23 protein-coding genes and 1 pseudogene are annotated in these 23,166 nt (G+C 44.3%); 20 read left to right on the top strand and 4 right to left on the bottom strand.

What is annotated here, in order from left to right; translation table 11 throughout:
- Nucleotides 1–7: 7 nt before the first annotated feature.
- Nucleotides 8–643: a bifunctional 4-hydroxy-2-oxoglutarate aldolase/2-dehydro-3-deoxy-phosphogluconate aldolase gene (locus tag DYD21_RS11840; protein ID WP_116036925.1), complete on the bottom strand. Its 636-nt coding sequence runs from the start codon at nucleotides 641–643 to the stop codon at nucleotides 8–10.
- A gap of 391 nt (nucleotides 644–1,034) precedes the next feature.
- Between DYD21_RS11840 and DYD21_RS11835 the strand changes: the two genes are divergently transcribed.
- The 6 genes from DYD21_RS11835 to DYD21_RS11810 all read left to right on the top strand — a co-directional run bounded on the left by DYD21_RS11835 (nucleotide 1,035) and on the right by DYD21_RS11810 (nucleotide 7,536).
- Nucleotides 1,035–2,495, top strand: coding sequence for a T9SS type A sorting domain-containing protein (locus tag DYD21_RS11835; RefSeq protein ID WP_116036923.1), 1,461 nt, complete (start codon nucleotides 1,035–1,037; stop codon nucleotides 2,493–2,495).
- A gap of 250 nt (nucleotides 2,496–2,745) precedes the next feature.
- A complete protein-coding gene (locus DYD21_RS11830; protein WP_116036921.1) occupies nucleotides 2,746–2,982 on the top strand; it encodes a hypothetical protein in 237 nt (78 codons plus the stop codon).
- Between the two features lie 161 nt (nucleotides 2,983–3,143).
- Nucleotides 3,144–3,860 carry a C39 family peptidase gene (locus DYD21_RS11825; RefSeq protein ID WP_116036919.1) on the top strand — a complete coding sequence of 239 codons (717 nt, stop codon included), beginning with the start codon at nucleotides 3,144–3,146 and terminating at the stop codon, nucleotides 3,858–3,860.
- On the top strand, nucleotides 3,857–5,320 hold the full coding sequence (locus DYD21_RS11820; protein ID WP_116036918.1) for a RimK family protein: 1,464 nt from the start codon (nucleotides 3,857–3,859) through the stop codon (nucleotides 5,318–5,320). Before DYD21_RS11825 ends, DYD21_RS11820 begins: the two co-directional genes overlap by 4 nt.
- 255 nt (nucleotides 5,321–5,575) lie before the next feature.
- Nucleotides 5,576–6,829 (top strand): glutamate-cysteine ligase family protein, encoded by a 1,254-nt coding sequence (locus DYD21_RS11815; RefSeq protein WP_116036916.1) that lies wholly within the window; start codon nucleotides 5,576–5,578, stop codon nucleotides 6,827–6,829.
- 2 nt (nucleotides 6,830–6,831) lie between these two features.
- Nucleotides 6,832–7,536 carry an N-formylglutamate amidohydrolase gene (locus DYD21_RS11810; RefSeq protein ID WP_116036914.1) on the top strand — a complete coding sequence of 235 codons (705 nt, stop codon included), beginning with the start codon at nucleotides 6,832–6,834 and terminating at the stop codon, nucleotides 7,534–7,536.
- A 159-nt stretch (nucleotides 7,537–7,695) separates the two neighbouring features.
- Here the strand turns inward: DYD21_RS11810 and DYD21_RS11805 are convergent, their stop codons facing one another.
- Nucleotides 7,696–8,433 (bottom strand): SDR family NAD(P)-dependent oxidoreductase, encoded by a 738-nt coding sequence (locus DYD21_RS11805; protein ID WP_116036911.1) that lies wholly within the window; start codon nucleotides 8,431–8,433, stop codon nucleotides 7,696–7,698.
- Nucleotides 8,434–8,558: 125 nt separating this feature from the next.
- Between DYD21_RS11805 and DYD21_RS11800 the strand changes: the two genes are divergently transcribed.
- The 5 genes from DYD21_RS11800 (at nucleotide 8,559) to DYD21_RS11780 (ending at nucleotide 14,851) form a co-directional block, all read left to right on the top strand.
- Entirely contained in the window at nucleotides 8,559–9,635 is a 1,077-nt protein-coding gene (locus DYD21_RS11800; RefSeq protein WP_116036909.1) for an efflux RND transporter periplasmic adaptor subunit, read from the top strand.
- Between the two features lie 13 nt (nucleotides 9,636–9,648).
- Entirely contained in the window at nucleotides 9,649–12,792 is a 3,144-nt protein-coding gene (locus DYD21_RS11795; RefSeq protein ID WP_116036906.1) for an efflux RND transporter permease subunit, read from the top strand.
- A gap of 15 nt (nucleotides 12,793–12,807) precedes the next feature.
- The gene (locus DYD21_RS21075; protein ID WP_158551605.1) at nucleotides 12,808–12,948 is read left to right on the top strand and encodes a hypothetical protein; all 141 of its coding nucleotides are present in this window, start codon (nucleotides 12,808–12,810) and stop codon (nucleotides 12,946–12,948) included.
- 266 nt (nucleotides 12,949–13,214) lie between these two features.
- The gene (locus tag DYD21_RS11790; RefSeq protein ID WP_116036904.1) at nucleotides 13,215–13,916 is read left to right on the top strand and encodes an AAA family ATPase; all 702 of its coding nucleotides are present in this window, start codon (nucleotides 13,215–13,217) and stop codon (nucleotides 13,914–13,916) included.
- A 425-nt stretch (nucleotides 13,917–14,341) separates the two neighbouring features.
- Nucleotides 14,342–14,851, top strand: a complete 510-nt coding sequence (locus DYD21_RS11780) for a cupin domain-containing protein (protein ID WP_116036900.1) — start codon at nucleotides 14,342–14,344, stop codon at nucleotides 14,849–14,851.
- Between the two features lie 48 nt (nucleotides 14,852–14,899).
- Here DYD21_RS11780 and DYD21_RS21505 read toward each other — a convergent pair.
- A pseudogene (locus tag DYD21_RS21505) lies at nucleotides 14,900–15,249 on the bottom strand (SDR family oxidoreductase); the annotation flags it as partial.
- Nucleotides 15,227–15,373: an SDR family NAD(P)-dependent oxidoreductase gene (locus DYD21_RS11770; protein ID WP_116036897.1), complete on the bottom strand. Its 147-nt coding sequence runs from the start codon at nucleotides 15,371–15,373 to the stop codon at nucleotides 15,227–15,229. The gene DYD21_RS11770 and the pseudogene DYD21_RS21505, both read right to left, overlap by 23 nt.
- Nucleotides 15,374–15,846: 473 nt before the next feature.
- On the opposite strand from DYD21_RS11770, the gene DYD21_RS11765 reads away from it, so the two are divergent.
- The 9 genes from DYD21_RS11765 (at nucleotide 15,847) to DYD21_RS11730 (ending at nucleotide 23,008) form a co-directional block, all read left to right on the top strand.
- Nucleotides 15,847–16,029, top strand: coding sequence for a VOC family protein (locus DYD21_RS11765; protein WP_116036895.1), 183 nt, complete (start codon nucleotides 15,847–15,849; stop codon nucleotides 16,027–16,029).
- 127 nt (nucleotides 16,030–16,156) lie between these two features.
- Nucleotides 16,157–17,260, top strand: coding sequence for a nickel-binding protein (locus DYD21_RS11760; RefSeq protein ID WP_116036892.1), 1,104 nt, complete (start codon nucleotides 16,157–16,159; stop codon nucleotides 17,258–17,260).
- 99 nt (nucleotides 17,261–17,359) lie between these two features.
- Nucleotides 17,360–18,229: a helix-turn-helix domain-containing protein gene (locus DYD21_RS11755; protein WP_116036889.1), complete on the top strand. Its 870-nt coding sequence runs from the start codon at nucleotides 17,360–17,362 to the stop codon at nucleotides 18,227–18,229.
- 281 nt (nucleotides 18,230–18,510) lie between these two features.
- Nucleotides 18,511–19,020 carry a nuclear transport factor 2 family protein gene (locus DYD21_RS11750; RefSeq protein ID WP_147303570.1) on the top strand — a complete coding sequence of 170 codons (510 nt, stop codon included), beginning with the start codon at nucleotides 18,511–18,513 and terminating at the stop codon, nucleotides 19,018–19,020.
- Nucleotides 19,021–19,133: 113 nt separating this feature from the next.
- Nucleotides 19,134–19,271 (top strand): hypothetical protein, encoded by a 138-nt coding sequence (locus DYD21_RS21070; RefSeq protein ID WP_158551602.1) that lies wholly within the window; start codon nucleotides 19,134–19,136, stop codon nucleotides 19,269–19,271.
- A gap of 20 nt (nucleotides 19,272–19,291) precedes the next feature.
- Nucleotides 19,292–20,710: an FISUMP domain-containing protein gene (locus DYD21_RS11745; protein WP_116036884.1), complete on the top strand. Its 1,419-nt coding sequence runs from the start codon at nucleotides 19,292–19,294 to the stop codon at nucleotides 20,708–20,710.
- A gap of 410 nt (nucleotides 20,711–21,120) precedes the next feature.
- Nucleotides 21,121–21,411, top strand: coding sequence for a hypothetical protein (locus DYD21_RS11740; protein ID WP_147303569.1), 291 nt, complete (start codon nucleotides 21,121–21,123; stop codon nucleotides 21,409–21,411).
- 157 nt (nucleotides 21,412–21,568) lie between these two features.
- A complete protein-coding gene (locus DYD21_RS11735) occupies nucleotides 21,569–22,180 on the top strand; it encodes a hypothetical protein (protein WP_116036879.1) in 612 nt (203 codons plus the stop codon).
- 507 nt (nucleotides 22,181–22,687) lie between these two features.
- Nucleotides 22,688–23,008 (top strand): peptidoglycan-binding domain-containing protein, encoded by a 321-nt coding sequence (locus tag DYD21_RS11730; protein ID WP_116036876.1) that lies wholly within the window; start codon nucleotides 22,688–22,690, stop codon nucleotides 23,006–23,008.
- Nucleotides 23,009–23,166 lie beyond the last annotated feature (158 nt).

Raw genomic sequence — 23,166 nt, 5'->3', positions numbered from 1 at the left:
TGCAGTCTTATGTTTTGAAGTGATCGGTCAGCGTCCTGGCTTTCTTTTCGATCGCTTTGTAATCCTTGTTTTTAAGATCATCAGAAGATGCCAGTGCGCTTCCAACTCCAACTGCGGAAGCACCGGCTGCAAGCCAATCATTCCCGTTCGTTAAGTTCACACCGCCGGTAGGCATCAGTTTGAGGTGGGGCATCGGTGCTTTAACCGCTTTCAGGTACTCTTTCCCGAGAATATTGGCCGGAAAAACTTTAACCATATCGGAACCAAGCTCCCACGCGTGCTGAATTTCTGTGGGGCTGAACGCTCCGCACATCACGGGAACACCATTTTCTTTCGATGTGGTGATGATCTCTTTCTTTAAAACCGGACTCACAACAAACGCTGCGCCCGCATTAATCGCGCTTTGGGTCATCTCCCGGTTGATAACTGATCCCACTCCAATCACCATATCTTTTGGCATATTTTTTTCTGTTTCCCCAATTAATTTCAAGGCATCGGGCATCGTTAGCGTGATCTCCATCACACGAATTCCGCCTTTATAGAGCGCTTCGGCAACCTTTTGGAATCCATCAGATTCAGGCAACCGGAGGATTGCAACAGCTTTATGTTGTTCAATGTATTTCAGAGTCTCTTCAATGTTCATCAGGCGCAGGTTTATTTGGTTTGATAGATTTTTTCAGGTATCAGAACACATCTAATAAAACAAATCGATTGCTATCGTACAATTCAAATTCTGCTCGGAATGGTAATAGCAAACAGAGATCATGTTAAGCAGTTATTGTATTACGTTACCGAGCTATACCAGCCGGACGTTGCTTTGTGGTTTCGGTATATCTGATAGTCAGAAACAGTTGACTGGAATTTTTGAATAGTAAAAATATTTTTTACAAGTGTAACCGGAAATTGGAAAAATTCGTACCATTTATTGGATTTAGTGCTCACCTTACTGCCAGATTTCTGTTTCATTACATAACAGTATAGAGAAGAGATAAGTCGCTTTCCTACTTATACTTATAATTCAAATTTCTACTCCAATGAAAACAAGCATTCTACTTTTCGTGTTTGTTTATGTGTTTGCGGTGACGACTTCAGATACACCAAAAAATGATCAAACGAACTCAAACCGTTATACACATCCGCTTTTGGAACTGTATGTGAAACTTCATGCAGGCAATTCAAATATCACAAAAGCCGGACAAAAACAAACGTCTCAACTATTTCTGAACTCAGTTGAACACCAGGGATGGAACGGGGACGAATTTAATTCCTATCATAAAATTGATCACGTCTATCAATCCGGAAGAAGAACAGAAACTCATCACTCATACAGGTCAGATATCGAAGCGGGCTGGGATGTTGTATCACGTGACCTGTATGAATATGAAAACGACAGACTACTCACTATTGTAAGTCAAATCAAAAACGGGCAGGGTTTTCAAAACGAATACAGAGTCTCTTTTACCTATCAATTCATTGATAACCAATATTATCTTTCCGAGACAATGGATCAGTTTTGGAATGCAAGTCTGTCTGACTGGATAAACGATGAACGCGTTGTTCTTGTGGAATCAGGTGGCAAGATAAATTACGGAGAATCAAGTTCCTGGGTCGGGGATGATTGGTACACGTATGAACTTTTTTTCTTTGAAGAGCAAGATGATGACCTGCATATAACGTACCAGGAACCTTACGGCCATATGTGGATGAATACGGAAAGGCAGGTATACAAAAACTATAATACAAAAGACCTGAATAACTTATTTCTCAATGAATTCAATGTAGTAGAAAGCGGTTCATTTCTGGAGTTTGCTGAAATGATGCCAGATTATACCGGTCAATACTGGACCGGCGATGACTGGTTGGATGCAGAACGACAGATCACAGTGGTTGATTATAACTGGCAAACCGGCGAAATGATCTCTAAACAGATTTCAGGGCAGTTTTTTGATGAAGGGTGGATCACGACCACAGAAGTAAGAATATCGTACGAAGATGGAATGAAATCGGAGATGGTGCTCTATCTCGTTGAAGATTATGAATCTGGTGACCCTTCACCGAACTATGCTGAACTTTTTGAATACAATGAATTGGGATTGGTTCATTTTATAGTTCAAAAACAGGCACCCGAGGAAGTTGAGAAAATAGCAAACCAAGAAGAACTTGAGATCTTTGGCCGGCTCATGCTAGTATGGGGTGAAACAACAACATCTATTGGAAAGGAATTTATTCCCGTAGTATTCAGCCTGGGAAATGCGTATCCGAACCCCTTTAACCCATCCACGGTTATTCCGTTTGATGCTCAAACTGCTGGTGAAATTTCGATCCGCGTATATGATATGCTGGGCCGCCACGTAGCTACATTGGCCAGCGGATTGTACCCTGCAGGAAGCCATTCCATTCGATTCGATGCAACCGGGTTATCGAGTGGTGTGTATCTGGTGCGGATGACTGCACCCGGAATACAGCAGGTACGAAGAGTAACATTGCTGAAATAGTGTTTAACACAAAGAGAGATAATGATCAAATAAGCAGCCCGGTTAATTTTCCGGGCTGCTTCTTAAAGAGGCATTCCATTGCAGTAAAGACCCCAATCCTATATGCGACAGCAAAAATTCAAAATTTTCTAATTTTTTTTAAGAATTAGAAATGATTAAATCATGAACCACACCCTGTACAATAAATTGAAGAGAATAAACTGGCGACAGAGATTTTGCTGACGCTATACTGAACCTGGGTAAAGTTGGCATGAAAAAAGTGATAAAAATAACGGGCTTCTTGCTTGGTGTACTCCTGATTCTGCTAATGCTTCTTGCAAGCTACATCTACCTGGCAACACAAGAGCAGTGGAATTCCCCGTACGAACTTAATTCTGAAACAGTTCTGGTAGCGGAAGAACGTCAGGTTCAGGATCAGTTTATGCTTTATTCACAGCCTGTGGAGACGAACAATGAAGAGTTAAGTCTGCATTTTGTCAAATTATAATTCCTATCTGAAATCCCGGTATATAGGTTTAGATGTAACAATTTGGTAAATTTGTGATTGAAGAAAATCCGAGAGAAACGTGTCATTTTTTAAAAAAACTCTGAGTTTAAAGAAGCGATTCCCCAGATATACCATTCACCTATTTTCCTGGTTTTACTGATATGATGATCGAAGTACCCATCAAACCGCAGCCGGATGAAACCACCTGTGGCCCGACTTGCCTGCACAGTATCTACAAATATTATGAAAATTCGATTGCATTGAAGTCGGTAATTCGTGAAGTACACCGGCTTGATGGAGGTGGAACCCTGGGTTCCCTGCTTGCTGTGGACGCACTGAACCGCGGTTATGATGCAACGATTTATACCTACGACCTTCAAGTATTTGATCCTACCTGGTTTGATCTGGAAACGGATGAAATGAAACGGCGAATGCTGAAACAAATCGGGTTTAAACACAATGAAAAACTGCGTACAGCAACCGAAGCCTATTATCAATTTCTGGAGCTTGGCGGAAAACTGAAGTTTGAGGATCTGCGATCAGGAATCCTGCGGCGCTACCTGAAAAAGAATCAGCCGATTATTGCGGGATTGAGCTCTACCTATCTCTACAGGAGTATGCGTGAGTATGGTGAACACCAGGATTATGATGATATCCGAGGAGAACCAACCGGCCATTTTGTGATTCTTCACGGCTATAACCGGGAGACCCGCATGGTTTCCGTGGCTGATCCGCTGATGGAAAACCCGATGAGCGAAGGTCAATTCTACGAGGTCAAAATCGATCGTGTGATTAATGCGATTCTGTTGGGGATTGTCACGTACGATGCGAACCTGATTATCATCACCCCGAAAAAACCAAAGCGGATTGGCAAATGAGACATATTGTAGTTGTAAATAATCCCAGGAACTGGCCGCTTCATATTCCCGGAGTGGAGGTGGTGCCTGCGCGCAATTATCTAACGGACGAATCTTATTCAGCCCTTCGAAACGTGAAGATTTACAATCTCTGCAAAAGTTACCGCTATCAAACCGTTGGGTACTACGTATCGCTGCTGGCTACGGCTCGCGGTCACAAACCGATTCCCGGCGTGCTGGCAATGCAGGATCTGAAATCGCAGGCAATGGTGCGTATTGTCTCGGATGAGCTTGAGAAGATGATGCAAACGGCGCTAAAACCGATTAAGGGAGATCAGTTTACGCTGAGCATCTATTTCGGGAAAAATATGGCGAAACGGTACGAAAGACTTTGCAACCGTCTGTTTCAGCACTTCCAGGCGCCTCTGCTCCGGGCCGAGTTTGAACGGAAAGAGGGTGACTGGCTCTTTAAATCAATCAGCCACATTGCCGGGAACGATATACCGGAAGATCACCGCCCGTTTGTTATTGATGCAGCCCAGGAATTTTTTAGGAAGCGAACGCCCAAATCTGCTTCCAGGGAAACCCGCTTTGATCTTGCGATCCTTGTCAATCCTGATGAACAGATGCCCCCCAGTGATGAAAAGTCAATTCAGCGGTTTATCCGGGCGGCTGAATCGCTCGATTTTTACACCGAACTGATCACAAAAGATGACAGCGGCCGGATTAACGAATTTGATGCACTCTTTATCCGCGAAACCACCAGCGTGAACCATCACACATACAGGATGGCTCGGCGTGCAGCGGCCGAAGGCCTGGTTGTAATTGACGACCCGGAATCGATCCTGAAATGCACCAATAAAGTCTACCTGGCAGAACTGCTGAATCGTAATAATATTCCGGCGCCAAAAACAGTGATCATTAGTCCGGATAACAAACAGTCTGTAACCAAAAGCCTGGGATTTCCCTGCATCCTTAAACAGCCGGACAGCTCATTTTCTGTGGGCGTGGTAAAGGTGGATAACGCTGAAGAGTTTGAACATCAGACCAATGAACTGTTTGAAACATCGGATCTGCTGATTGCCCAGGAATTTATTCCCACCTCGTTCGACTGGCGCGTTGGAATCCTGAACCAGAAACCGGTCTATGTCTGCCGCTATTTCATGGCACGAAAACACTGGCAGATTTATGAGCGGGCGGACGGAAAAACTCACTCAGGAAAAGCGGACACACTGCCCGTGGAGGAAGCTCCAAAACATGTGGTCGACACAGCGCTCAAAGCAGCGAACCTGATTGGCAACGGCCTTTACGGAGTGGATCTGAAAGAGATAAACGGAAAAGTATACGTGATTGAGATCAACGACAACCCAAGCATTGATTCGGGATATGAAGACCGTATCCTGAAAGATGAGCTCTATCACATGATAATGAATGAAATTCTGAAGCGCGTTGAACGCAAGAAGGAGAGGAGCTTGAAGTAGTGTGAGTTAAATCTCCCATTAAGAGGCGGTGAGAAAATGATCTATGATATTGTGATAACCTAAAAAATATACCGCCAAGGTCGCTAAATACGCAAAGAATATGAATAAATAACCTCCGCGGCTGTTTGCGTCCCTTGCGGTTAAAAATTTAAAGGCACCGATAATTTGACAAGGTATTTTTTACAGTCTCTCGAGAAGAGATTTTTCTTATAAATAATACCAATAAATTAATTTCCTGAAAAATATCTCAACTTTATGAAAATCCGGCAAAAACGACCGCTGCACCTTTTTGATGGGTACGGTGTGGAGATGGAATATATGATTGTGGATCGCGATATGCTGGATGTGCTGCCGGTATCGGATAAATTGCTGAAATCGGTTGCCGGGGAGATTGCCAACGAGGTTTCCCGTGGCCCGTTTGCCTGGAGCAACGAGCTGGTTCTGCATGTGATCGAAATCAAAAGTGATGGTCCGTCTATAAATCTTTTGGGATTAGGCCGGGATTTCCAGGCTGAAGTTCAGGAAGTGAATCAAAAGCTGGAAGCCCTGAATGCCAAGCTGATGCCCGGCGCCATGCATCCGTGGATGGATCCCTTCACCGAGATGAAAATCTGGCCTCATGAAGACAACCCGATTTATGATGCCTATAACCGAATTTTTGATTGCCGCGGCCACGGCTGGGCGAACCTCCAGAGCACTCACCTGAATCTGCCGTTCAATGGAGACTCGGAATTTGAACAACTTTGTGCGGCACTGCGTATTCTTACTCCTTTGCTGCCTGCCCTCTCCGCCGCTTCGCCCATTGCGGACCGCGAAATAAAACCGTTCCTGAACTACCGGATGGAGGTGTATCGTACCAACTCTTCCAAAATTCCATTTGTCACGGGCCGGATTATTCCCGAGCGTGTGTTTACACGTGATGCGTACTACAGCTCCATTTTTGAGCCGATGTACCGAGATATCTCCTCTTATGATCCGGACGGGATTTTGCAGGATGAATGGCTCAATTCCCGGGGCATCATGGCGCGGTTTGATCGCGGGGCAATTGAAATTCGCGTGATGGATATCCAGGAGTGCCCGAAAGCCGATATCGCTATTTTGCAGCTTTTTGTTGCCGCCACAAAGCGGATGATGGACGAGACCTGGAGCAGCCTGGACGATCAAAAAAATTGGAGTGAAGAAGATCTTTACGACATCCTGATGGCCGTGGTTAAAGATGGCGAGAGAGCAGTGATTTCCAACCGGGAGTATCTGCAGCTGTTTGGTATCGACAAAGCCGAAATGGAAGCCGGTGATCTGTGGCAGTTTCTGTATGAGCAGGTGAAAGATTCGGGAGATATTGATGAAGAATCACAACATGCACTCAAGGTGATATTCCGAAACGGTCCGCTGGCAAGGCGGATTTTGAACGCCTTGCCGAATGATTTTCAAAAACAAGATTTGCAACGGGTGTACGCCCAGCTTTGTGATGCACTGGAAGCCGGCGAAATGTTTTTGAGTGGCAGCTGAGAATGCAGAATCAGTTTATCATATCTTGCGAGCACGCCTCCAATGCGGTACCCGAAAAATGGTCTCATCTATTTGAAGGTTCTGAAGATGTACTGGATTCACATCGGGGATGGGACCCGGGAGCAGTGGTACTGGCAGAGAGAGTGGCGGAAAAGATGGGGGCGAATCTCCACACCCATCCCTGGACGCGGTTGTTAATTGAACCCAACCGGTCAAAAGGTCACAGATCCCTGTTTTCGCAGTTCACGAAATCTCTTCCGGCCAATCAGAAATCTACACTGATGGAGAATTACTGGTTGCCATACCGGGAGAACGTTCGGGATGAAATCGAAAAAGGAATGGGATCCGGATATCGCGTGATTCATATAAGCGTTCATACGTTTACGCCAGTATGGGAGGGAACTGAGCGAAACCTGGATATCGGACTTTTGTACGATCCGAAGAAAAAATCTGAACAAGCGTTTTGCCGAAACTGGAAAATAGTGTTGGACGATCATCTTCCTGAACTCCGGGTGAGGATGAACCGGCCGTACCTTGGGTCTGCTGACGGGCTTACTTCATCTCTCCGCAAGAAATTCGAGTCAGAGAATTATCTCGGGATAGAAATCGAGGTAAATCAAAAACATTGGTTTACGAGTAAATCTCAATGGGATTCTCTCTGCAAACATATTTCTGAAAGTCTGTCGGAATTATCGAATTCGGTGTAATGGGATCGTTCATGAGGTGTGTCGTCATCGGATGAGTTTTCCGAAAAAGCGAATAATTCCGGATCAATATATTATTCATGAATGCCTCATCCGATGACTACGCGACAAATTCTCATTAATAAATCAATATGTGAAAACTGATTTGAGATTTCCAAAAGCTCAATGCTCATAGATCATCTTCCGTGTCATCCCGCCATCGATCACAAGGTTCTCCCCGTTGATGAAGTTGTTCTCCGGCTGTGTGAGAAAAAGGCATGCCCGCGCAATATCTTCCGGTTTTCCAACTCTGCCGGAAAGATGCTGACTGTTGTCGATATCGCGCAGCTTTTCGTAATCACCGGTGTGAATCCAGCCGGGACTGATGCAGTTTATGGTGATATTCTCCCCTGAATAGGAAACCGCCATCGAATGGGTCAGCGCCAGGAGTCCGCCTTTTGATGCAGCATACGCCTCACTGTTTTTCTCTGACATCAGCGCTCGTGTGGATGCAATATTGACCACAGATCCGCCTCCGTTCTCCTTCATTAATTGAATTGCGGCGCGGGTGAGAAGAAAACTGCTTCGGAGATTGGTGTTCAACACCCGATCCCAATCCTCAACGGTCAGCTCATCGGGCGGGGCAAAATCGGAAATGCCCGCATTGTTGATCAGCACATCAATCCGGCCAAATTGATCCTTTGCTGTTTTTACAAGATGGTCAATGGATTCAGGATCGGACACATCACACCTCACAAAAAGAGCGTCCAGGTTTTTCTGCTTCAAACTGGCCTGAAGTTTTTCCCCGTTTTCCGAATCAATATCAGCAAGAACGGTTTGAAATCCCTTGCTTGCATACAGTGCAGCCACGGCTTTTCCAATTCCATTAGCGGCTCCGGTGATGATGGCTGTTTTTTTCATATTTTAATCTCTATCGGATTGAACTTTTGTGAGGTTTTTATCCACAATTCACATGCACTTTTTAAACCTTCACTATTTATTAAATTATAACAAATCAATCTATTTAGTTTGTTTTTATTTGTGATATGGAAATTAAACTACGTTTTCTGCGGCTATTTTCACCTTTGTTAATCATACTTTTCATCACTGCATGCGATGATGACTCTGAAAGTTCAGAAACATCACAGTCTCCGCCAATCACGGTTGCTGAAGCAGAAGCGAGAGATCTCTCTGATCGTTTTAGCATATCATCAGAAGTGGTAGCCTATACCCGTTCCTATGTGGCATCCCGCGTGTCGGGATTGATCGAAGAGGTCCATTTTGAAGAGGGAGATGAAGTACATCGCGGCGATGTTATGGCGCGGCTGGATGTTCGTCAGCAGCAAATTCAGCTTCGCAGGGCAAGAGCTGAACTTGAAGAGGCGAGGGATATTAATGAGCGTAACGAAGTCTTATTCGAAAGAGAGGCCATTGCCCGGGCTGAACTTCTTTCATCGCGCAGGGCTCTTGAACAGTCAGAAAGTGAGGTGGATCGACTGGAGCTTGAAATAGAATATGGCACAGTTACATCCCCGATTCAGGGAACAGTTACTGCACGTCTTGTGGAACCGGGCAACAGTGTATCGGAAAACGAACAACTGTTTACGGTAGCGGATTTAGATCTCCTGGTGATTCGTCCGGGACTTTCTGAAATGAATCTGGCAGGACTTGAAGTGGGGCAAAACGTTGAAGTTCAGCTCGATGTTTATCCCGACCGAACTTTCAATGGATCTATTCGAAGGATTTTTCCGGGTGTTGACGCTGCAACGCGTCTCTTTACAGTAGAGGTGGAGCTTGTTCAGGAAGATGACAAACCAACGGTGAGGCCGGGATATCTCGCCAGGGTTCGGTTTGTTGCTGATGAGCGGTCCGGTGTTCTTACGGTACCATCCGAAGCCGTTGCGGAACGGGATGGCGAATATTATCTCTTTAAACTCAGCGATGATGAAACCCGTTTGGAGATGGTTTCAGTGGAAGTTGGCATCAGGCGCGATGGTTTTGCAGAAATCCGAAGCGGTATAGAAGAGGGAGATAAAGTGGCCGCTGCAAACCTCGAAGCCCTCGAAGACGGTTCGGAAGTTCGCGTAGTGGGAACGTTCAGGCGACACGGATTTAGAAACTGAGGGAGTGACAGATATGGAAAAGGATAACGAAGAATCAACTTCCCGCTATAAAGGAATCTCATCCTGGTCCATTCGCAGGCCGATCAGTACGCTGGCGATCACATCAGCTGTTATCGTTTTGGGTATCCTTTTTTCCGGCCGGCTGGCGGTAGATCTGATGCCGCAGATCGACTATCCCCATATTCGGGTTGTGGTGAATTATACGGGTGTAACCCCGGAAGTGATTGAAGAGCAGGTTACACGGCCACTGGAGCGAAATCTATCTGCCACGGAAAACCTGACCGAGATTCATGGACGTGCGTCCGAAGGGCGGAGCTACATCGAGATGTATTTCGATTTTGATACAGATATTGATATCGCCCTGCAGGATGCAAGCCGGCAACTCGAACGTGCACGAACTGAATTGCCGGACGGCATCGATCCGCCGCGAATTATGAAAATGGATCCCTCGCAAAGCCCCGTCTTTGAACTGGCCATTTCGTCGCAGGTGCGTTCACCCATTGAGGTGCGGGACTGGGTAGATCAACGCCTGCTGCCCCAGCTATCCTCCATCCCGGGTGTGGGTACGATCGACCTGGGAGGTGGTAAAGAGCGGGAAATCCAGGTTGTTGCAGATCCCGAAAGGCTTCGTTCATACGGCATCACCATCGATCATCTCAGCGGCGTACTTGCCGGTCGGAATGTGGATGTATCTGTCGGAAATATTACCTCCTATGAGTACGATATCCTGGCCCGCACGGAAACCCGCTTCAACTCTTTCAGAGATGTGGCCGGTACACTCGTTCCCGTTGCTGATATGAACAGAACCGTGCGCCTGTCTGATATTGCGGATGTCTCAGACAGTAACCGGGAACAGCGCCTTTTTGCTTACCTGAACCGGGATGAGTCTGTCCAGGTTTCGATCATGAAACAGCCAATGGCAAATACTGTGGAGGTGATAGATAACATCCAATCCCGGATAGATGAACTCACAGATTCCGGTTTCATCACAGCTGATTACGATATTGAAGTGATTCGTGACGATTCATTTTTCATCACTTCTTCGATCGAGTCGGTAACTACAGCAGCCATTCTTGGCGGCCTTCTCGCCATGAATGTGATTCTCCTGTTTCTGGGAAGTATCCGCCGTTCTCTGATTGTTGCGCTCATGATTCCTGTGGCCATAATTGCAACGTTTGTTTTGATGAACGCAGGTGGCCTAACATTAAATATTATGAGCCTGGGCGGACTCGCTCTCGGCGTGGGACTTTTGATCGATAACGCCATTGTTATGATCGAAAACATTTTTCGCCATCAGAAAGATCTGGGTAAAGATCCCAAAACGGCTGCGCACGAAGGTTCGCGTGAGGTTCTCTCTGCAGTTGTAGCCGGAACCATGACCAACCTTGCTGCCGTTCTCCCATTTTTGCTGATCACCGGTTTGGCTGCGCTGCTTTTCCGTGAACTCATCTTTACCATCGCCTTTGCTATTGTGGCTTCTCTTCTTGCGGCTGTCACTCTTGTGCCCGCTCTGTCTGCCATGTTTAGGGAATCGGATTCCCGCAAGGGGTTGTCCGGAACGAGAGGAATTCGTGCGTTTAACCGGGGATTCGACCGCCTCCGTGATTCCTATCACTCATCCCTGATCAAAACAGTACAGAAAAAATGGCTTTTCATGATTGCTGTAGTCGTCCTGCTGCTGGGAAGTATCTGGCTTGTCCGCGACCTGGGAACGGAATTTCTGCCTTCGGTGGATGACGGACGAATAACATTTCGTTTTACACTTCCGGTCGGAACTTCGATTGAACCGACAAACGAAGTGGCGGAAATTCTTCGCGACACCATCGAAGAGATGCCGTATGTTGATACGCAATACATGACGGTAGGCGGATATTTCCGGGGTGGGCAAATTTCTGTTCGCGGAGGGATGATCGATGGTGTGGTTCAGCTTGTTCCGCACTCCGAACGCGACGGTTTCAGAGCTGAAGAGTGGGTATCAGAATTCCAGGCAAAAGTCAGTGAACTTGGACTACCATTTATTCAGCAGCGTGTGCGAGGCCCCAGAATAGAAGGGCTGCAGACCAGCCTGGTAGATGCGGATATCGCGGTCGGAATTACCGGGGAAGATCTCGACCAGCTCGAAGATTTTGCGAGGGATGCCTACAGCAGACTGGAAGGTATTGAAGGAATCGGCAGTATTCAGATTGGCCGTGATGAACGAATTCCGCAAATGCTGATTCGTGTGGATGAGGAGCGATCATCTCAATTCAACATTACCTCAGAGGGAGTTGCAGGATTTTTGAATGGTGCCATTGAGGGCGTTGTGCCAACCCACTATGTGGAGGGCGGATTTGAATACCCTGTGAGGGTACTGTACTCACGGGATGTGACCGGAACCGTTGAAGGTATCCGGCAGATTCCAATTATGAACGAGGCTGGAAATACCGTTCAGCTTGGAAGTCTGGTCTCATTTGAAGAAACCACGGGTCCGGCTCATATAGAACGGTTTAACCAGATTCGCGTGGTCTGGATCAATACCACAGTAAACCTTAATCAAGCGACAGTGGGTGAAGTAGGCAGCCGCGTACGGGATGCAATGCAAGGTTTTGATCTGCCAGACGGTTACAGTTTGATTTACGCGGGGGAGCAGGAGGCGATTGAAGAGTCATCCCGATCACTGCAGATTGCGATCCTGCTTGCCATCTTTTTTGTGTTTATTGTGATGTCCATTCAATATGAAAAACTGTTTAGTCCGCTTGTTATCATCGCTTCGCTTCCTTTTGCACTGATAGGAGTAGCCCTCGCTCTATGGATTACAGGATTATCGTTGAGCGCATCTGTTTTGCTTGGAATTGTGTTTCTGATCGGTATTGTCGTTAATAACGCTATTCTGCTTGTTGAATTTGCTGAACAGTACCGAAAAAAAGAAAACCGTAACGTTATCGAGGCCATTTCTGAAGCCGGTAAAGTTCGGTTCAGGCCGATATTGATGACTACGTTAACCACAATATTTGGAATGCTGCCACTTGCCATCGGGATCGGCGAAGGGTACGAAATTCTTCAGCCGCTTGCGGTAACCGTGATCGGCGGCTTGATTGCGGGTACGTTTCTGACACTTCTGATTCTGCCCGGAATGTATGTTCTAATTGATGATTTAAGAGCTCGAATATTTGATTGAGTCGTTTCAAACCGCATGCTGGATCTCGGAATGGAGTCTCTCTCTCCCGATATTCTCGGCGCGGCATGGACGGAGCCGGATCAGTACACGCATGAACCGGATGTCCGCCGTTTTGAAAACCGGGAGTTTCCCCACGCGCTGATTCTTGGTTTTTGAGCCGTCTTTCAAGCGGGATTGATCTCTACAGACTTACCGCAGGCAAAACGGTACAATTCCGGAAATTATCACTTATTAGATAGTGCCATTTTTCAAAATAATTTAAGCCTGCAAGAGCTCTTTCAGCAGACTTTTGTGGTGATATTTAATATCATAGCCGTGAAATGTTTTATGTAATTGTTTCCAATTTAGTATCATTGGGTCGCTGTAGCCTGCACCGTTTCTTCTCAAGTCACGGTTTAATATGAAACAAAAGTCCATTTATCATGGGAATCAATATTTCAAAAAAAGTTGATCATCAAATAAGAGCCTGGAATCGCAGAAACGCCCAGGCCATATCAACTGAAGCTAAAGAATCAGTATATCCGGTTATCACTATCTCCAGGGAATTTGGAGCATTAGGCGCTGCAATGGCTGCAGAACTGGGAAAATTGACGGGGTTTGAGGTTTGGGATAAAGAAATTCTCGGAGCTATTGCTGAGGATCTGGACAGTGATGTTAAATTTCTTGAAACTCTGGATGAACGAAGACAGGCAGATATAGAAGATGCCGTAAGCGGATTTATGAGTGAAATAAGTACAAATGTTAACTATATCCGGTCGTTAATCCGTACTGTAAAAACTATTGAAGAGCATGGCAAGAGCATAATTGTTGGCAGAGGTGCAAATTATATTTGTGAGAAAGAGAATTCATTTCACGTACGTGTGGTGTCGCCATTAAAGACAAGAACTTTACTGTATGCTGAAAGAAATGATATGAACAGAATTGAAGCCCGAAAATTGATCGAAAAGAAGGATCAAGAGCGGGCGGATTTTATTAAAAGGTACTTTTACAAAGATCTGAGAAATCCTACAGATTACGATATGATCATAAACTCAGGAAAGTTCACTCTTGAACAGATGGCGCGCCTGGTACTTGATGCGTATGAGATGAGATTAGGGGAAAAAGTGTCGACAGGTTTACTTTAATCATAAGTGGTTTTATTCCAAGGCTGTCCAAAAAGTGCGCGGTATTATTGAAATATTCTCCACTCAGTCATACCGGACCCCGATCCGCTCATCTTTTCCCCGCGAAGCGATATCTCCTGCCCATTTTTGGGATGGGAGATCCCGCGTCAAGTGCGGGATGGCGCTCTTTTTGGACAGCCTAAAAGGAAGACACTCCAGAATAAACTCCATATCGACCAAAAAGGTATGGGACCCAATTTGATACCTCGTAGGCTCTGCCTCGAGGTAGTTCATTGAAATTTGGCATGGCCTTTCATTGGGGGGCTTATAGGCTGTGTGGTCCTGGGATATTTTCCTAATGTGAAAATTAAACTCACATTTGAGAAGAAATTCAACATTCGATTTGTTTCAGTTATATAACCTTAATGAAAATCTGAAGGAAAACTATGAATAGTTCAAAAAATGGTAAACCGACGGTAATCCTTTCCAATGCAGGAGATTCATTTGATTTCGATGGTTTAGGTGTACAGTGGAAGATTGATGGTCCGCAGACCGGAGAACGGTTTTCTATAGTTCACCATCCCATTGCACCCAAAACGCTGGCTGCCCCGCTTCACTATCATCACAATGAGGATGAATACTCATATGTGATTGAGGGAAAACTGGGGGCTCTGCTTGGAGATGATGTTGTGGAGGCAGGGCCGGGAACGTGGGTGTTTAAGCCTCGAGGACAATGGCATACCTTCTGGAATGCAGGAGACAATCCCTGTCAGATTATTGAAGTCATATCCCCAGCAGGATTTGAGAACTACTTCCGTGGACTTGCCGAATTTTGGGGTAGCGATTTGGAAAAAGCCGTGAAAATTAACGAGAAATATTCACTCGAAATGGATTTTGAAAGCATTCCCGGGTTATGCGAACGCTTTGGGCTGAATTCGCCGGATGCACAGGTTTAAGGCATTCAGAGATATCAAAGCAATATGCCAGCATTCCGGACTTCAATACTAATACATCATCTTCCAAGGCATCCCGCCATCAATCACCAGGTTCTCCCCGTTGGTGAAATTGTTTTCCGGTTGTGTGAGAAAAAAGCACTCCCGGCGATATCATCCGGTTTGCATACTCTGCCGGAAAGGTGCTGGCTGTGATCGACATCCTGCAGCTTTTCGTAACCGCCTGTGTGATCCCAGCCGGGACTTATTCAGTTCACGGTGATATTCTCCACACCATAGTAAAGCGCCATTGCGTGGGTTAGTGCCAGGAGTCCGCCTTTAGAGACAGCATACGCCTCGCTTTTCTTCTCTGACATCAGCGCTCGGGTGAAGGCGATATTAACCACGGAGCCGCCACCGTAGTTTTTCACCGTTTTCAGAGTCGATATCTGTAAGAACGGTTTGAAATCCTTTGCTTGCATACAGTGTAGCCACCGCTTTTCCTATTCCATTTGCGGCTGCGGTGATGATAGCAGTTTTTTTCATTTTACAATCTCTATCGGATTGAACTTTTATGAGGTTTATATTCACAATTCACATGCACTTTTTAAACCTTTACTATTTATTGAATTCCTAAAATCCTCAAATGATAAATAAAAAGTGGTAAATAGTTTAAAATCAGGCTTTTTTGTCCCGTAAAACTTCACTTACTTAGATTGTCCACAATAAACTAAGGCAAAGAGTATATATACAAAAAATCAGCAAAAAAGATTACACCCTGTGGCAGGCAAAATTTTTGCCAGAATAATTATCACTCCACCGGGTTGGCGGCCTTCATTGATCGATATTTTGGAAACAACCTTAAGAAAAGCGCAGTTCATAATAATGAGATTCTTGAGCTTCCGGAGATCGTGAGCCGGATAATAAAGGGACTATATCTGTTGGTTTCCGATTAGGGAGGGCGAATATCAGATTACGAGGAGAATACATCAAGAATACAAATAACGGTTAGCCTTCACTTGTCTTTTAAAACCTCAGATCTTGACGGAGTGATTCCTCGGCTGAACTTAAAAAATGTCCTTCTGCACGACTCCTTCGGCACGCTCCACAGCTACACATCAGGCGCAGATGGAGTTCGACAAATCTATTTCAAGGATCCTGACGGCTATTGGATTGAGGTGAATGAGGCGACGACGGTTTAGGAATAGTGGAGGCTTTAAGAATTTTGATTTTTAAAATGTATTTATTTGAATAAATATAAGTCAAACTTTGAAATTCCATTTATTTAGTTACATTTAAGGGTCACTCCTACCTTTTATATGCGACATTATGCCTTTATTCATGGATTACCACTTGGTTGAAGAGATTGATATCGATGCGGTAAAACTGGGCCACATGGCAGATAAATCCGTGCAGGATAAATATGGCGTCAGGTATCTGCAATTTTGGGTGAATCAGGAAGCCGGAACAATCTTCTGCCTGATCGAGGCGCCGGATAAGGAGGCTTGTGAAGCTGTCCACCAGGAAGCTCATGGGAATATCGCCTGTCAGATAGTACAGGTTGAGAGCGGCTTTTATAAGTTATTTATGGGTGAATCCCATCAGCTCGATGATGGAATAGTAGTGGGGAAAGACGGCGATTTAGACAAAGCCTACCGATATGTACTTGCGATTGATATTTGGGGAATTACAAAAGCTACATTACCAAAGGATTTGAGTGAGTTAATTCTGCCCGCTAAACCCAAAATACTGATCCAGGAAATCATTCCATCCTACCAGGGACGAGAGGTTAAAGACTATGATTATGATGGCATGCTGTGCGTCTTTACACAGGCTGATGAAGCCATGGAATGCGCCATTGAGATACAAACCGAGCTGTTAAAACGAAAGGAGAACCCGGAGGATGAGTCCTGGAACATCACCTTCAAAATAGGGCTTGGGGGCGGTCAGCCGGTGACGATGAGTGATCATTTGTTTGATGAAACCATAAAGCTTGCCCGTCGGCTCAGTTTAATTGCCGGTGACGGGGAAATTGTTGCATCGAACATCGCCAGAAGATTAAGTGCAATGGAGGAGAAACCGAAGAGCTTTTCCTCGTTAAAAGCGATACAATCAGCCGAAGAAGAGTTTCTTGAACAACTGTTTAACATCACTGAGGAGAATCTCTCTGATCACGCATTTAATGTTGAAAAACTCTGTCATGAAATCGGTATCAGCCGACCGCAGCTCTACAGGAAAGTAACCGCTATCACCGGACGCTCGCCGGTCACTTTTATTCGTGATATACGCCTGAACAGAGCACTGTCACTTATCAAAGAGAACCGATACAATCTTTCTGAAATTGCCCTGGAGATTGGATACAACAGCCCCTCATACTTCTCCAAATGCTTTAAGGACAAATATGGCGTGAAAGCATCAAGTGTAGCTGTGTAGCTTCATTTTAAATATGTATGGGCTGATTACTGGTATGCTTTGAAATATTTCAGATTCCTTTGATTTATTTTAGCCTTTCAACCAATTGGACAAGAGACAATGAAATTGAAAACCGTCACGATACCGGGATCAAAAAACAGATTGCAGTTCGGCTCAGGAGAAAAGGCAATATGTGATTACAGGCTTTCATTCTCCTATGTTGCTTTTTCAATTCCTGAGCAGTTTATAACCGTTTTTCCACGAATTGGTTTCCTTACCTTTACAATGGTTACCGGGAATGATATTGAAACACGGTTCCTAAACTATGAAGGATCGGTAACCCGGCCCAACCACCTGTACATTTCCGGTTTGTTTACCGATAGTTCGTTAAAGATCAAGCAAACAGGAACCGGTGGCGGTTATGCAATGAAAGTGCATCCCGTGGTTGGCTATCACTTTTTAAAAATCCCTATGTATGAATTGTTAAACCGGCAGGTCAGAATCTGCAGAATTATCGATTCGAATGGACAACTCCTGGAGAAAGTGGAATCGGATTATAAAATTACATCGTTTGATGATCCTTACATACACCAGTTTTTTGAGGAAGCTCTCCCCCCTAAAACAATCTTTCTGAATGATCCCATTTATCACACTGTAAATAGTATCATTAAAAAAAGAGGCATAATATCAGTTAAAAAACTTGCAAAACAGTGTTTTATGAGCAGACGGACGCTAAACAGGCAGTTTCAACTAAAAGTGGGGCTTTCTCCCCAGGCATATGCCAAAATCTGGCAGGTTCATTATGCCATGGAACTCATTCAGCAAAATCCAAATGCAAGCCTGGCCGAAATCGCGTTTAAGGCCGGTTATTACGATGTTGCCCATTTAGCCCGCGACTTCAGGAATAAAGTCGCACTCCCCCCTTCAGAGTTACATCAGGTGATCAATCCTCTCTCCCAAGACTACCTTGATGCGCCAGGTGTATCGTAATTTTGTCTGATTTGTACAGTAGTTTTTAATCATGTTTCTGTATGATCTGAATAACGACACTATTTCCGAGGATATTTTTTTATCGAATGAATTCGTGTTATCCGATGAGTGGTCAGGGTTTGATTCTGCCAGTCCAGGGTTATGAATCAAAATTGCTACTTATTGAACGAAATGTGGTGGATCTCCGCCCTCCTCCCGAATAGATTAATCCATAAGACATCGTAATAACCTGCTAAAAAGTGCCCGGCAGAGATTTTTACAACAATATTAAACAGAAGATCATGAGAAATATAGTAGCCGTACTTATACCTATCGCTTTCCTTGTCGCCATGGCCGGATGCCAGCAAGGCTCCGCATCAGGTGAAGAGAACATTCAAAAGCCTGACCTTATCAATGATACATTTCCCGAGGCCCAGGCTGAAATCCAGGAAGTCATAGACGAAACGTTTCAAAGCCTCATTGACAGGGATGCCGACAAACTTATTTCATTTCATGCTTACGGACCCAAATTCACTCATTTCAAAGACGGGCTGCCGCGTGAAGGCTCAGAGGCGAATGAGAAGGGTGAGAGGGATTTAGTTGCAGCGATCTCCGATTGGGAGTACGATACGAATGATCTGAAAATCAATGTATTCGGAGAGGTTGCCGTGGTTACATATCATGCGGATTTCCGCCCCACTATTGCAGGCGAGATCAAACAACTGCATTACCAGACAACCATTGTTCTTGTAAACACAGAGCAAGGCTGGAAGATTACGCACGAACATTTTTCGCCGCTGATTGAAGGATAAATGACCTGACAGAGTGCGAACGACAGAGAGCTCCTGTCAGAGTCATTGTGATATTATACTCTATTGCGACCTATACAATACTTGCAAATTCAATCTAATCAACCCTAACCACCATGAAATCAGACAAAGCAATCAGCAGATTAGAAGAAAAATTGAACGGAGAGATTGTCCTTCCAGAAGATGATAATTGCAGGAATTTGCAGAATGTAGAAGCCAAATACGACCCAGATGACTTTTTCCATGTGAAATAGAATACCAAGACAACGAAAGCATGAAACGAATATCAATCTTTGTATTATTCTTGGCATCCGTAACTCTGATTGTTGTCTCTTGCGGTACGGAAAATACACCACCCGCAATGTTTACCTTAACCACATCGGTAACGCCGGTTGAGGGCGGGGCCATCTCCCCCGCACAAGGCAGTTTTGATGAGCGAGAAGCTATCAGCCTGCAGGCCACGGCCAATGAAGGATGGGTGTTTACCGGATGGCAGGGGGATGTGGTCTCCACGGCGAATCCCTTAAATCTTTCGATGACCCAAAATTTCACAATGATTGGCTCCTTTGAGAAGCGCATGCATGCTTTAACGGTTGATGTTGAAGGAGATGGTACCGTTACGGAGACTGTCGTACAGCAAAAAACCACAGACTACGCTGAAGGGACCGTGGTAGAGTTGGATGCGGTTCCTGCAGAGGGTTGGATGTTTAGTCACTGGGAGGGGGATTTGAGTGGTTCAGAAAATCCTCTTGAAATTACCGTAGATAAACCTAAAAGTATCGTGGCGGACTTTTTTACTCTTCCAACCGTGGGCACAGGTTCGGTACGATCAATCACAGAAGATTCAGCCCAAAGCGGTGGGGATGTCACAGATGATGGGAGGTCAATTGTAACTGTCAGAGGTATTTGCTGGAGTACTTCACAAAATCCTACATTAAACGACAGTTGCACATCCGACGGCAGTGGGATTGGAAGCTTTACCAGTACTCTAAACAATCTTTCTTCCTTTACTCAATATTTTGTGCGTTCCTACGCCACAAACAGTGCAGGAACTGCTTATGGAAACCAAAGAAAATTCATAACCGACTCTGCTTGGCCAAGGGATACGACTACTGAAGTCGTTGATGTAACCAACCCGGCAACTGGAAAAACCTGGATGGATCGCAACTTGGGTGCCAGCCGGGCAGCAACAACGAGCACAGACCCGCACTCCTATGGCGACCTCTACCAGTGGGGCCGGGCTGCAGACGGGCACGGAAAACGAACTTCCGTCACAACCTTTAAGTTAAGCAGCACCGATACGCCTGGGCACGGGGATTTTATCCTGTCGCCTTACAGTCCATACGACTGGCGCAGCCCGCAAAATGACAATCTGTGGCAGGGAGTAAATAGGCAAAATAACCCGTGCCCGTGGGGTTACCGATTGCCAACCCAGGCCGAGTGGGAGGCAGAAGTGAATAGTTGGAGCAGTAAGAATGTGGCCGGAGCTTTAGCATCCCCTCTGAAATTGCCTGTAGCGGGCGACCGCGACGTCGGCAATGGTTCGCTTTACAATGTTGGCTCCCACGGCCGCTATTGGTCTAGTACGGTTTCCGGTGCCGACTCACGATCACTGGTCTTCAATAGCAGTAATACCTTCATGAGCAGCACGCTCCGCGCGTTAGGTTACTCCGTCCGTTGCATTAAGGATTGAGATTGATACTTGTGATTGATTTAAAGCATTTACAATTGAGCGTGCCTTCCGGAAGGGCAGCTGAATTTTAATACATATTCAGGATTATTACACAGATAATTAAAAGGAGCAATGATACGGCTTGTTTAACTATCTGTTGCGAAAACGTACAGGTACGCTGTTATTGAACAATTAAATTATCTCCCGGCGGATTTTTTGTATTAATGAAGACCCGATAAATTTATATCAGCAAACGGATTCTGAAAAGGTCGGAAAAAATACCACTTTGATACAGATTCCAGTCAAAATCTAGAACATGATCATTTTTTTAACACCATTTTTAGTGTTTTACGGTGTTTTGTGGAAAAAATGGGTTAAGGAGATCAGATCAATTAGAAAATGTAATAGAAACCATAAAAAATGATTTTAAAATGTCAAGAATATCTAAAACCGTATTTGTTAAAGCCGGTAAGTGGCGAACACTGGAAACGCACTGGTCACGTGCAAAAATCAGATTCTATTTTCGAAACCCGCCAGGGGCGAAAATTAGAGCTCGATATGGATTCGGCTGGCTATCAAAAAATCGTCAAACTCAAACATTGGATGGTAGTAGTGAAAAGAAAATTTCCATTGGTACATGGGGGTTGACTCGAGCAAAAGTACAGATGAAGACATTAAATGATAGCAATGTAATTTATGATGTTGAGGTGATCGGGCCGTAGAAATAAATCAATTATAATGCAGTGATGGCAGATGAAAGGAAGGGGCTTATAAACACTTTAGAAACGCAAACATCTACTTCATTTTAGGCAATGGTTTTTAGAAGAGGGGGCTAGATGTTTAGATAAGACAATAATTCAAAAATAAAAACATAAAACAATGTCTACACTGGAAATTATTTTACAAATCGGTGAGATCCTGCTCACTGGCGGTGTTGCAGCAGGATTGGTGAAACTACTACTTTTCAACCGGGAAAAAGAATTAAAAAAAGAATTGGCTGATCACGAAGCGGCATTGGAAAATAAAAATGCGGAATACTTAAAGAGGCTAGAGTTTATTCTTCAGGAACAGAAGGAAGGGGATGAATTTAAAAAAAGAGTACTGGAGGAATTATTAGCTCCTCTTTATATGTCGTTTGTAAAAACAGGTAAAGCATTAGAACTATACAAACCGAAGAATAAATATACAGAAACTGAAATGCTAAAGCATGGCAATGAAACAATACTGAATATTTTACTTCATAAAGCATATCTAATTCCAACGCATCTGCTAGAAGATGCTGAAAATCTAATCAGTCATTACCTGGTTTGGTTACACGAATACCATGAACAAAGAGAGAATCCAGAAAATGCTAATCCATCACCATTTGTTTTTACTTTTAATTTCCCAGTAAATGCAAAAGTTAATTTCAAAAAGGCATTTCATGAATACAGAGAGAAACTGTATGGAGTAAAAAATGTAGGTGACTCTGCAGATCAATTAAAAGCTTGACTTTTGAAATAATCGCAACATGTCTAAAAATAACCAAATACCTAAATCGAATTATTTCCTTTATACCACTGTCCTGTTATTAATGCTATTAATAGCCTACAACAATAATAAGCCTTACAAACAAGATTTAAAGGAGATAGCGAAGTAAGTAAATATCTCTTCTATACCGGCTAATGCTGCAAGCAAAAAACTATTATAGTTAGTAACCAACAAGGGAATTGGACCGCAGATTACTCACCACAATCCGATAAGTGGCTGGTCAAATTGGAGTTCTCCATTGATGACAAGAAAAATTCGCTATCCTGGAATTTGCAGGATAAAACATGAAATATTTCTGAAATAGTATAATGACTACAACAAATAAACTACAGATATAGCGATAAGAGTCTTTATCAAAGATTTTTACCATTGTATTTAGAAAATATTTGAGTTGATGAAAAAAAACATCCACAGAATAAATAAATACTAAAATGAAGTGACTATATGTAACATTTAAAATGCGAAATCATGAAAACTCCACTGAAACCCATTACCCGGAACCAACAAACCCATAACGTAAGTTTACTTCAAAAGGCACTGGCTGCATTGGGGTTTTCTGTTTCCCAGGAGGTGGTTATCAAAAGCATCGCCGGAAAAGATACCATCAAGAAGGTGCGTGAATTGCAGGCGAAATTAAAGGTGCCTGTAGACAATAATTTTGTCGTTGACAAAGCCACAGCATTGGCGATCTCAAAAGAATTAATGGATCGTGGTTTAACTGATGCCAGCCATTCATTTAAGGTAAGTGGACAGGTGCGATTGGCCAATGGAGATGTTAAAATACGGTAGCAATTAATTGCCTTTAATCTCTTTTACTCCTGTCGCTCCGTTTTAGGATGCTCATGTTTTCAAAGTTCAGCCACTAAGCCTATATATGATTCAAAATTGTTACTTATTGAACGGAATGTGATGGATTCACACCTCCCTCTCGAATAGATTGACAATAG

This window comes from Rhodohalobacter sp. SW132 (assembly GCF_003390325.1).
Classification (GTDB): Bacteria; Bacteroidota; Rhodothermia; order Balneolales; family Balneolaceae; genus SW132.
This window is presented reverse-complemented; position numbering and strand designations above follow the sequence as displayed.

What these genes read in the sequence shown, in the direction of transcription:
- DYD21_RS11840 (WP_116036925.1), bottom strand. Translation starts at nt 643, where the DNA reads ATGAACATTGAAGAGACTCTGAAATACATTGAACAACATAAAGCTGTT.
- DYD21_RS11835 (WP_116036923.1), top strand. Translation starts at nt 1,035, where the DNA reads ATGAAAACAAGCATTCTACTTTTCGTGTTTGTTTATGTGTTTGCGGTG.
- DYD21_RS11830 (WP_116036921.1), top strand. Translation starts at nt 2,746, where the DNA reads ATGAAAAAAGTGATAAAAATAACGGGCTTCTTGCTTGGTGTACTCCTG.
- DYD21_RS11825 (WP_116036919.1), top strand. Translation starts at nt 3,144, where the DNA reads ATGATGATCGAAGTACCCATCAAACCGCAGCCGGATGAAACCACCTGT.
- DYD21_RS11820 (WP_116036918.1), top strand. Translation starts at nt 3,857, where the DNA reads ATGAGACATATTGTAGTTGTAAATAATCCCAGGAACTGGCCGCTTCAT.
- DYD21_RS11815 (WP_116036916.1), top strand. Translation starts at nt 5,576, where the DNA reads ATGAAAATCCGGCAAAAACGACCGCTGCACCTTTTTGATGGGTACGGT.
- DYD21_RS11810 (WP_116036914.1), top strand. Translation starts at nt 6,832, where the DNA reads ATGCAGAATCAGTTTATCATATCTTGCGAGCACGCCTCCAATGCGGTA.
- DYD21_RS11805 (WP_116036911.1), bottom strand. Translation starts at nt 8,433, where the DNA reads ATGAAAAAAACAGCCATCATCACCGGAGCCGCTAATGGAATTGGAAAA.
- DYD21_RS11800 (WP_116036909.1), top strand. Translation starts at nt 8,559, where the DNA reads ATGGAAATTAAACTACGTTTTCTGCGGCTATTTTCACCTTTGTTAATC.
- DYD21_RS11795 (WP_116036906.1), top strand. Translation starts at nt 9,649, where the DNA reads ATGGAAAAGGATAACGAAGAATCAACTTCCCGCTATAAAGGAATCTCA.
- DYD21_RS21075 (WP_158551605.1), top strand. Translation starts at nt 12,808, where the DNA reads ATGCTGGATCTCGGAATGGAGTCTCTCTCTCCCGATATTCTCGGCGCG.
- DYD21_RS11790 (WP_116036904.1), top strand. Translation starts at nt 13,215, where the DNA reads ATGGGAATCAATATTTCAAAAAAAGTTGATCATCAAATAAGAGCCTGG.
- DYD21_RS11780 (WP_116036900.1), top strand. Translation starts at nt 14,342, where the DNA reads ATGAATAGTTCAAAAAATGGTAAACCGACGGTAATCCTTTCCAATGCA.
- DYD21_RS11770 (WP_116036897.1), bottom strand. Translation starts at nt 15,373, where the DNA reads ATGAAAAAAACTGCTATCATCACCGCAGCCGCAAATGGAATAGGAAAA.
- DYD21_RS11760 (WP_116036892.1), top strand. Translation starts at nt 16,157, where the DNA reads ATGCCTTTATTCATGGATTACCACTTGGTTGAAGAGATTGATATCGAT.
- DYD21_RS11755 (WP_116036889.1), top strand. Translation starts at nt 17,360, where the DNA reads ATGAAATTGAAAACCGTCACGATACCGGGATCAAAAAACAGATTGCAG.
- DYD21_RS11750 (WP_147303570.1), top strand. Translation starts at nt 18,511, where the DNA reads ATGAGAAATATAGTAGCCGTACTTATACCTATCGCTTTCCTTGTCGCC.
- DYD21_RS21070 (WP_158551602.1), top strand. Translation starts at nt 19,134, where the DNA reads ATGAAATCAGACAAAGCAATCAGCAGATTAGAAGAAAAATTGAACGGA.
- DYD21_RS11745 (WP_116036884.1), top strand. Translation starts at nt 19,292, where the DNA reads ATGAAACGAATATCAATCTTTGTATTATTCTTGGCATCCGTAACTCTG.
- DYD21_RS11740 (WP_147303569.1), top strand. Translation starts at nt 21,121, where the DNA reads ATGTCAAGAATATCTAAAACCGTATTTGTTAAAGCCGGTAAGTGGCGA.
- DYD21_RS11735 (WP_116036879.1), top strand. Translation starts at nt 21,569, where the DNA reads ATGTCTACACTGGAAATTATTTTACAAATCGGTGAGATCCTGCTCACT.
- DYD21_RS11730 (WP_116036876.1), top strand. Translation starts at nt 22,688, where the DNA reads ATGAAAACTCCACTGAAACCCATTACCCGGAACCAACAAACCCATAAC.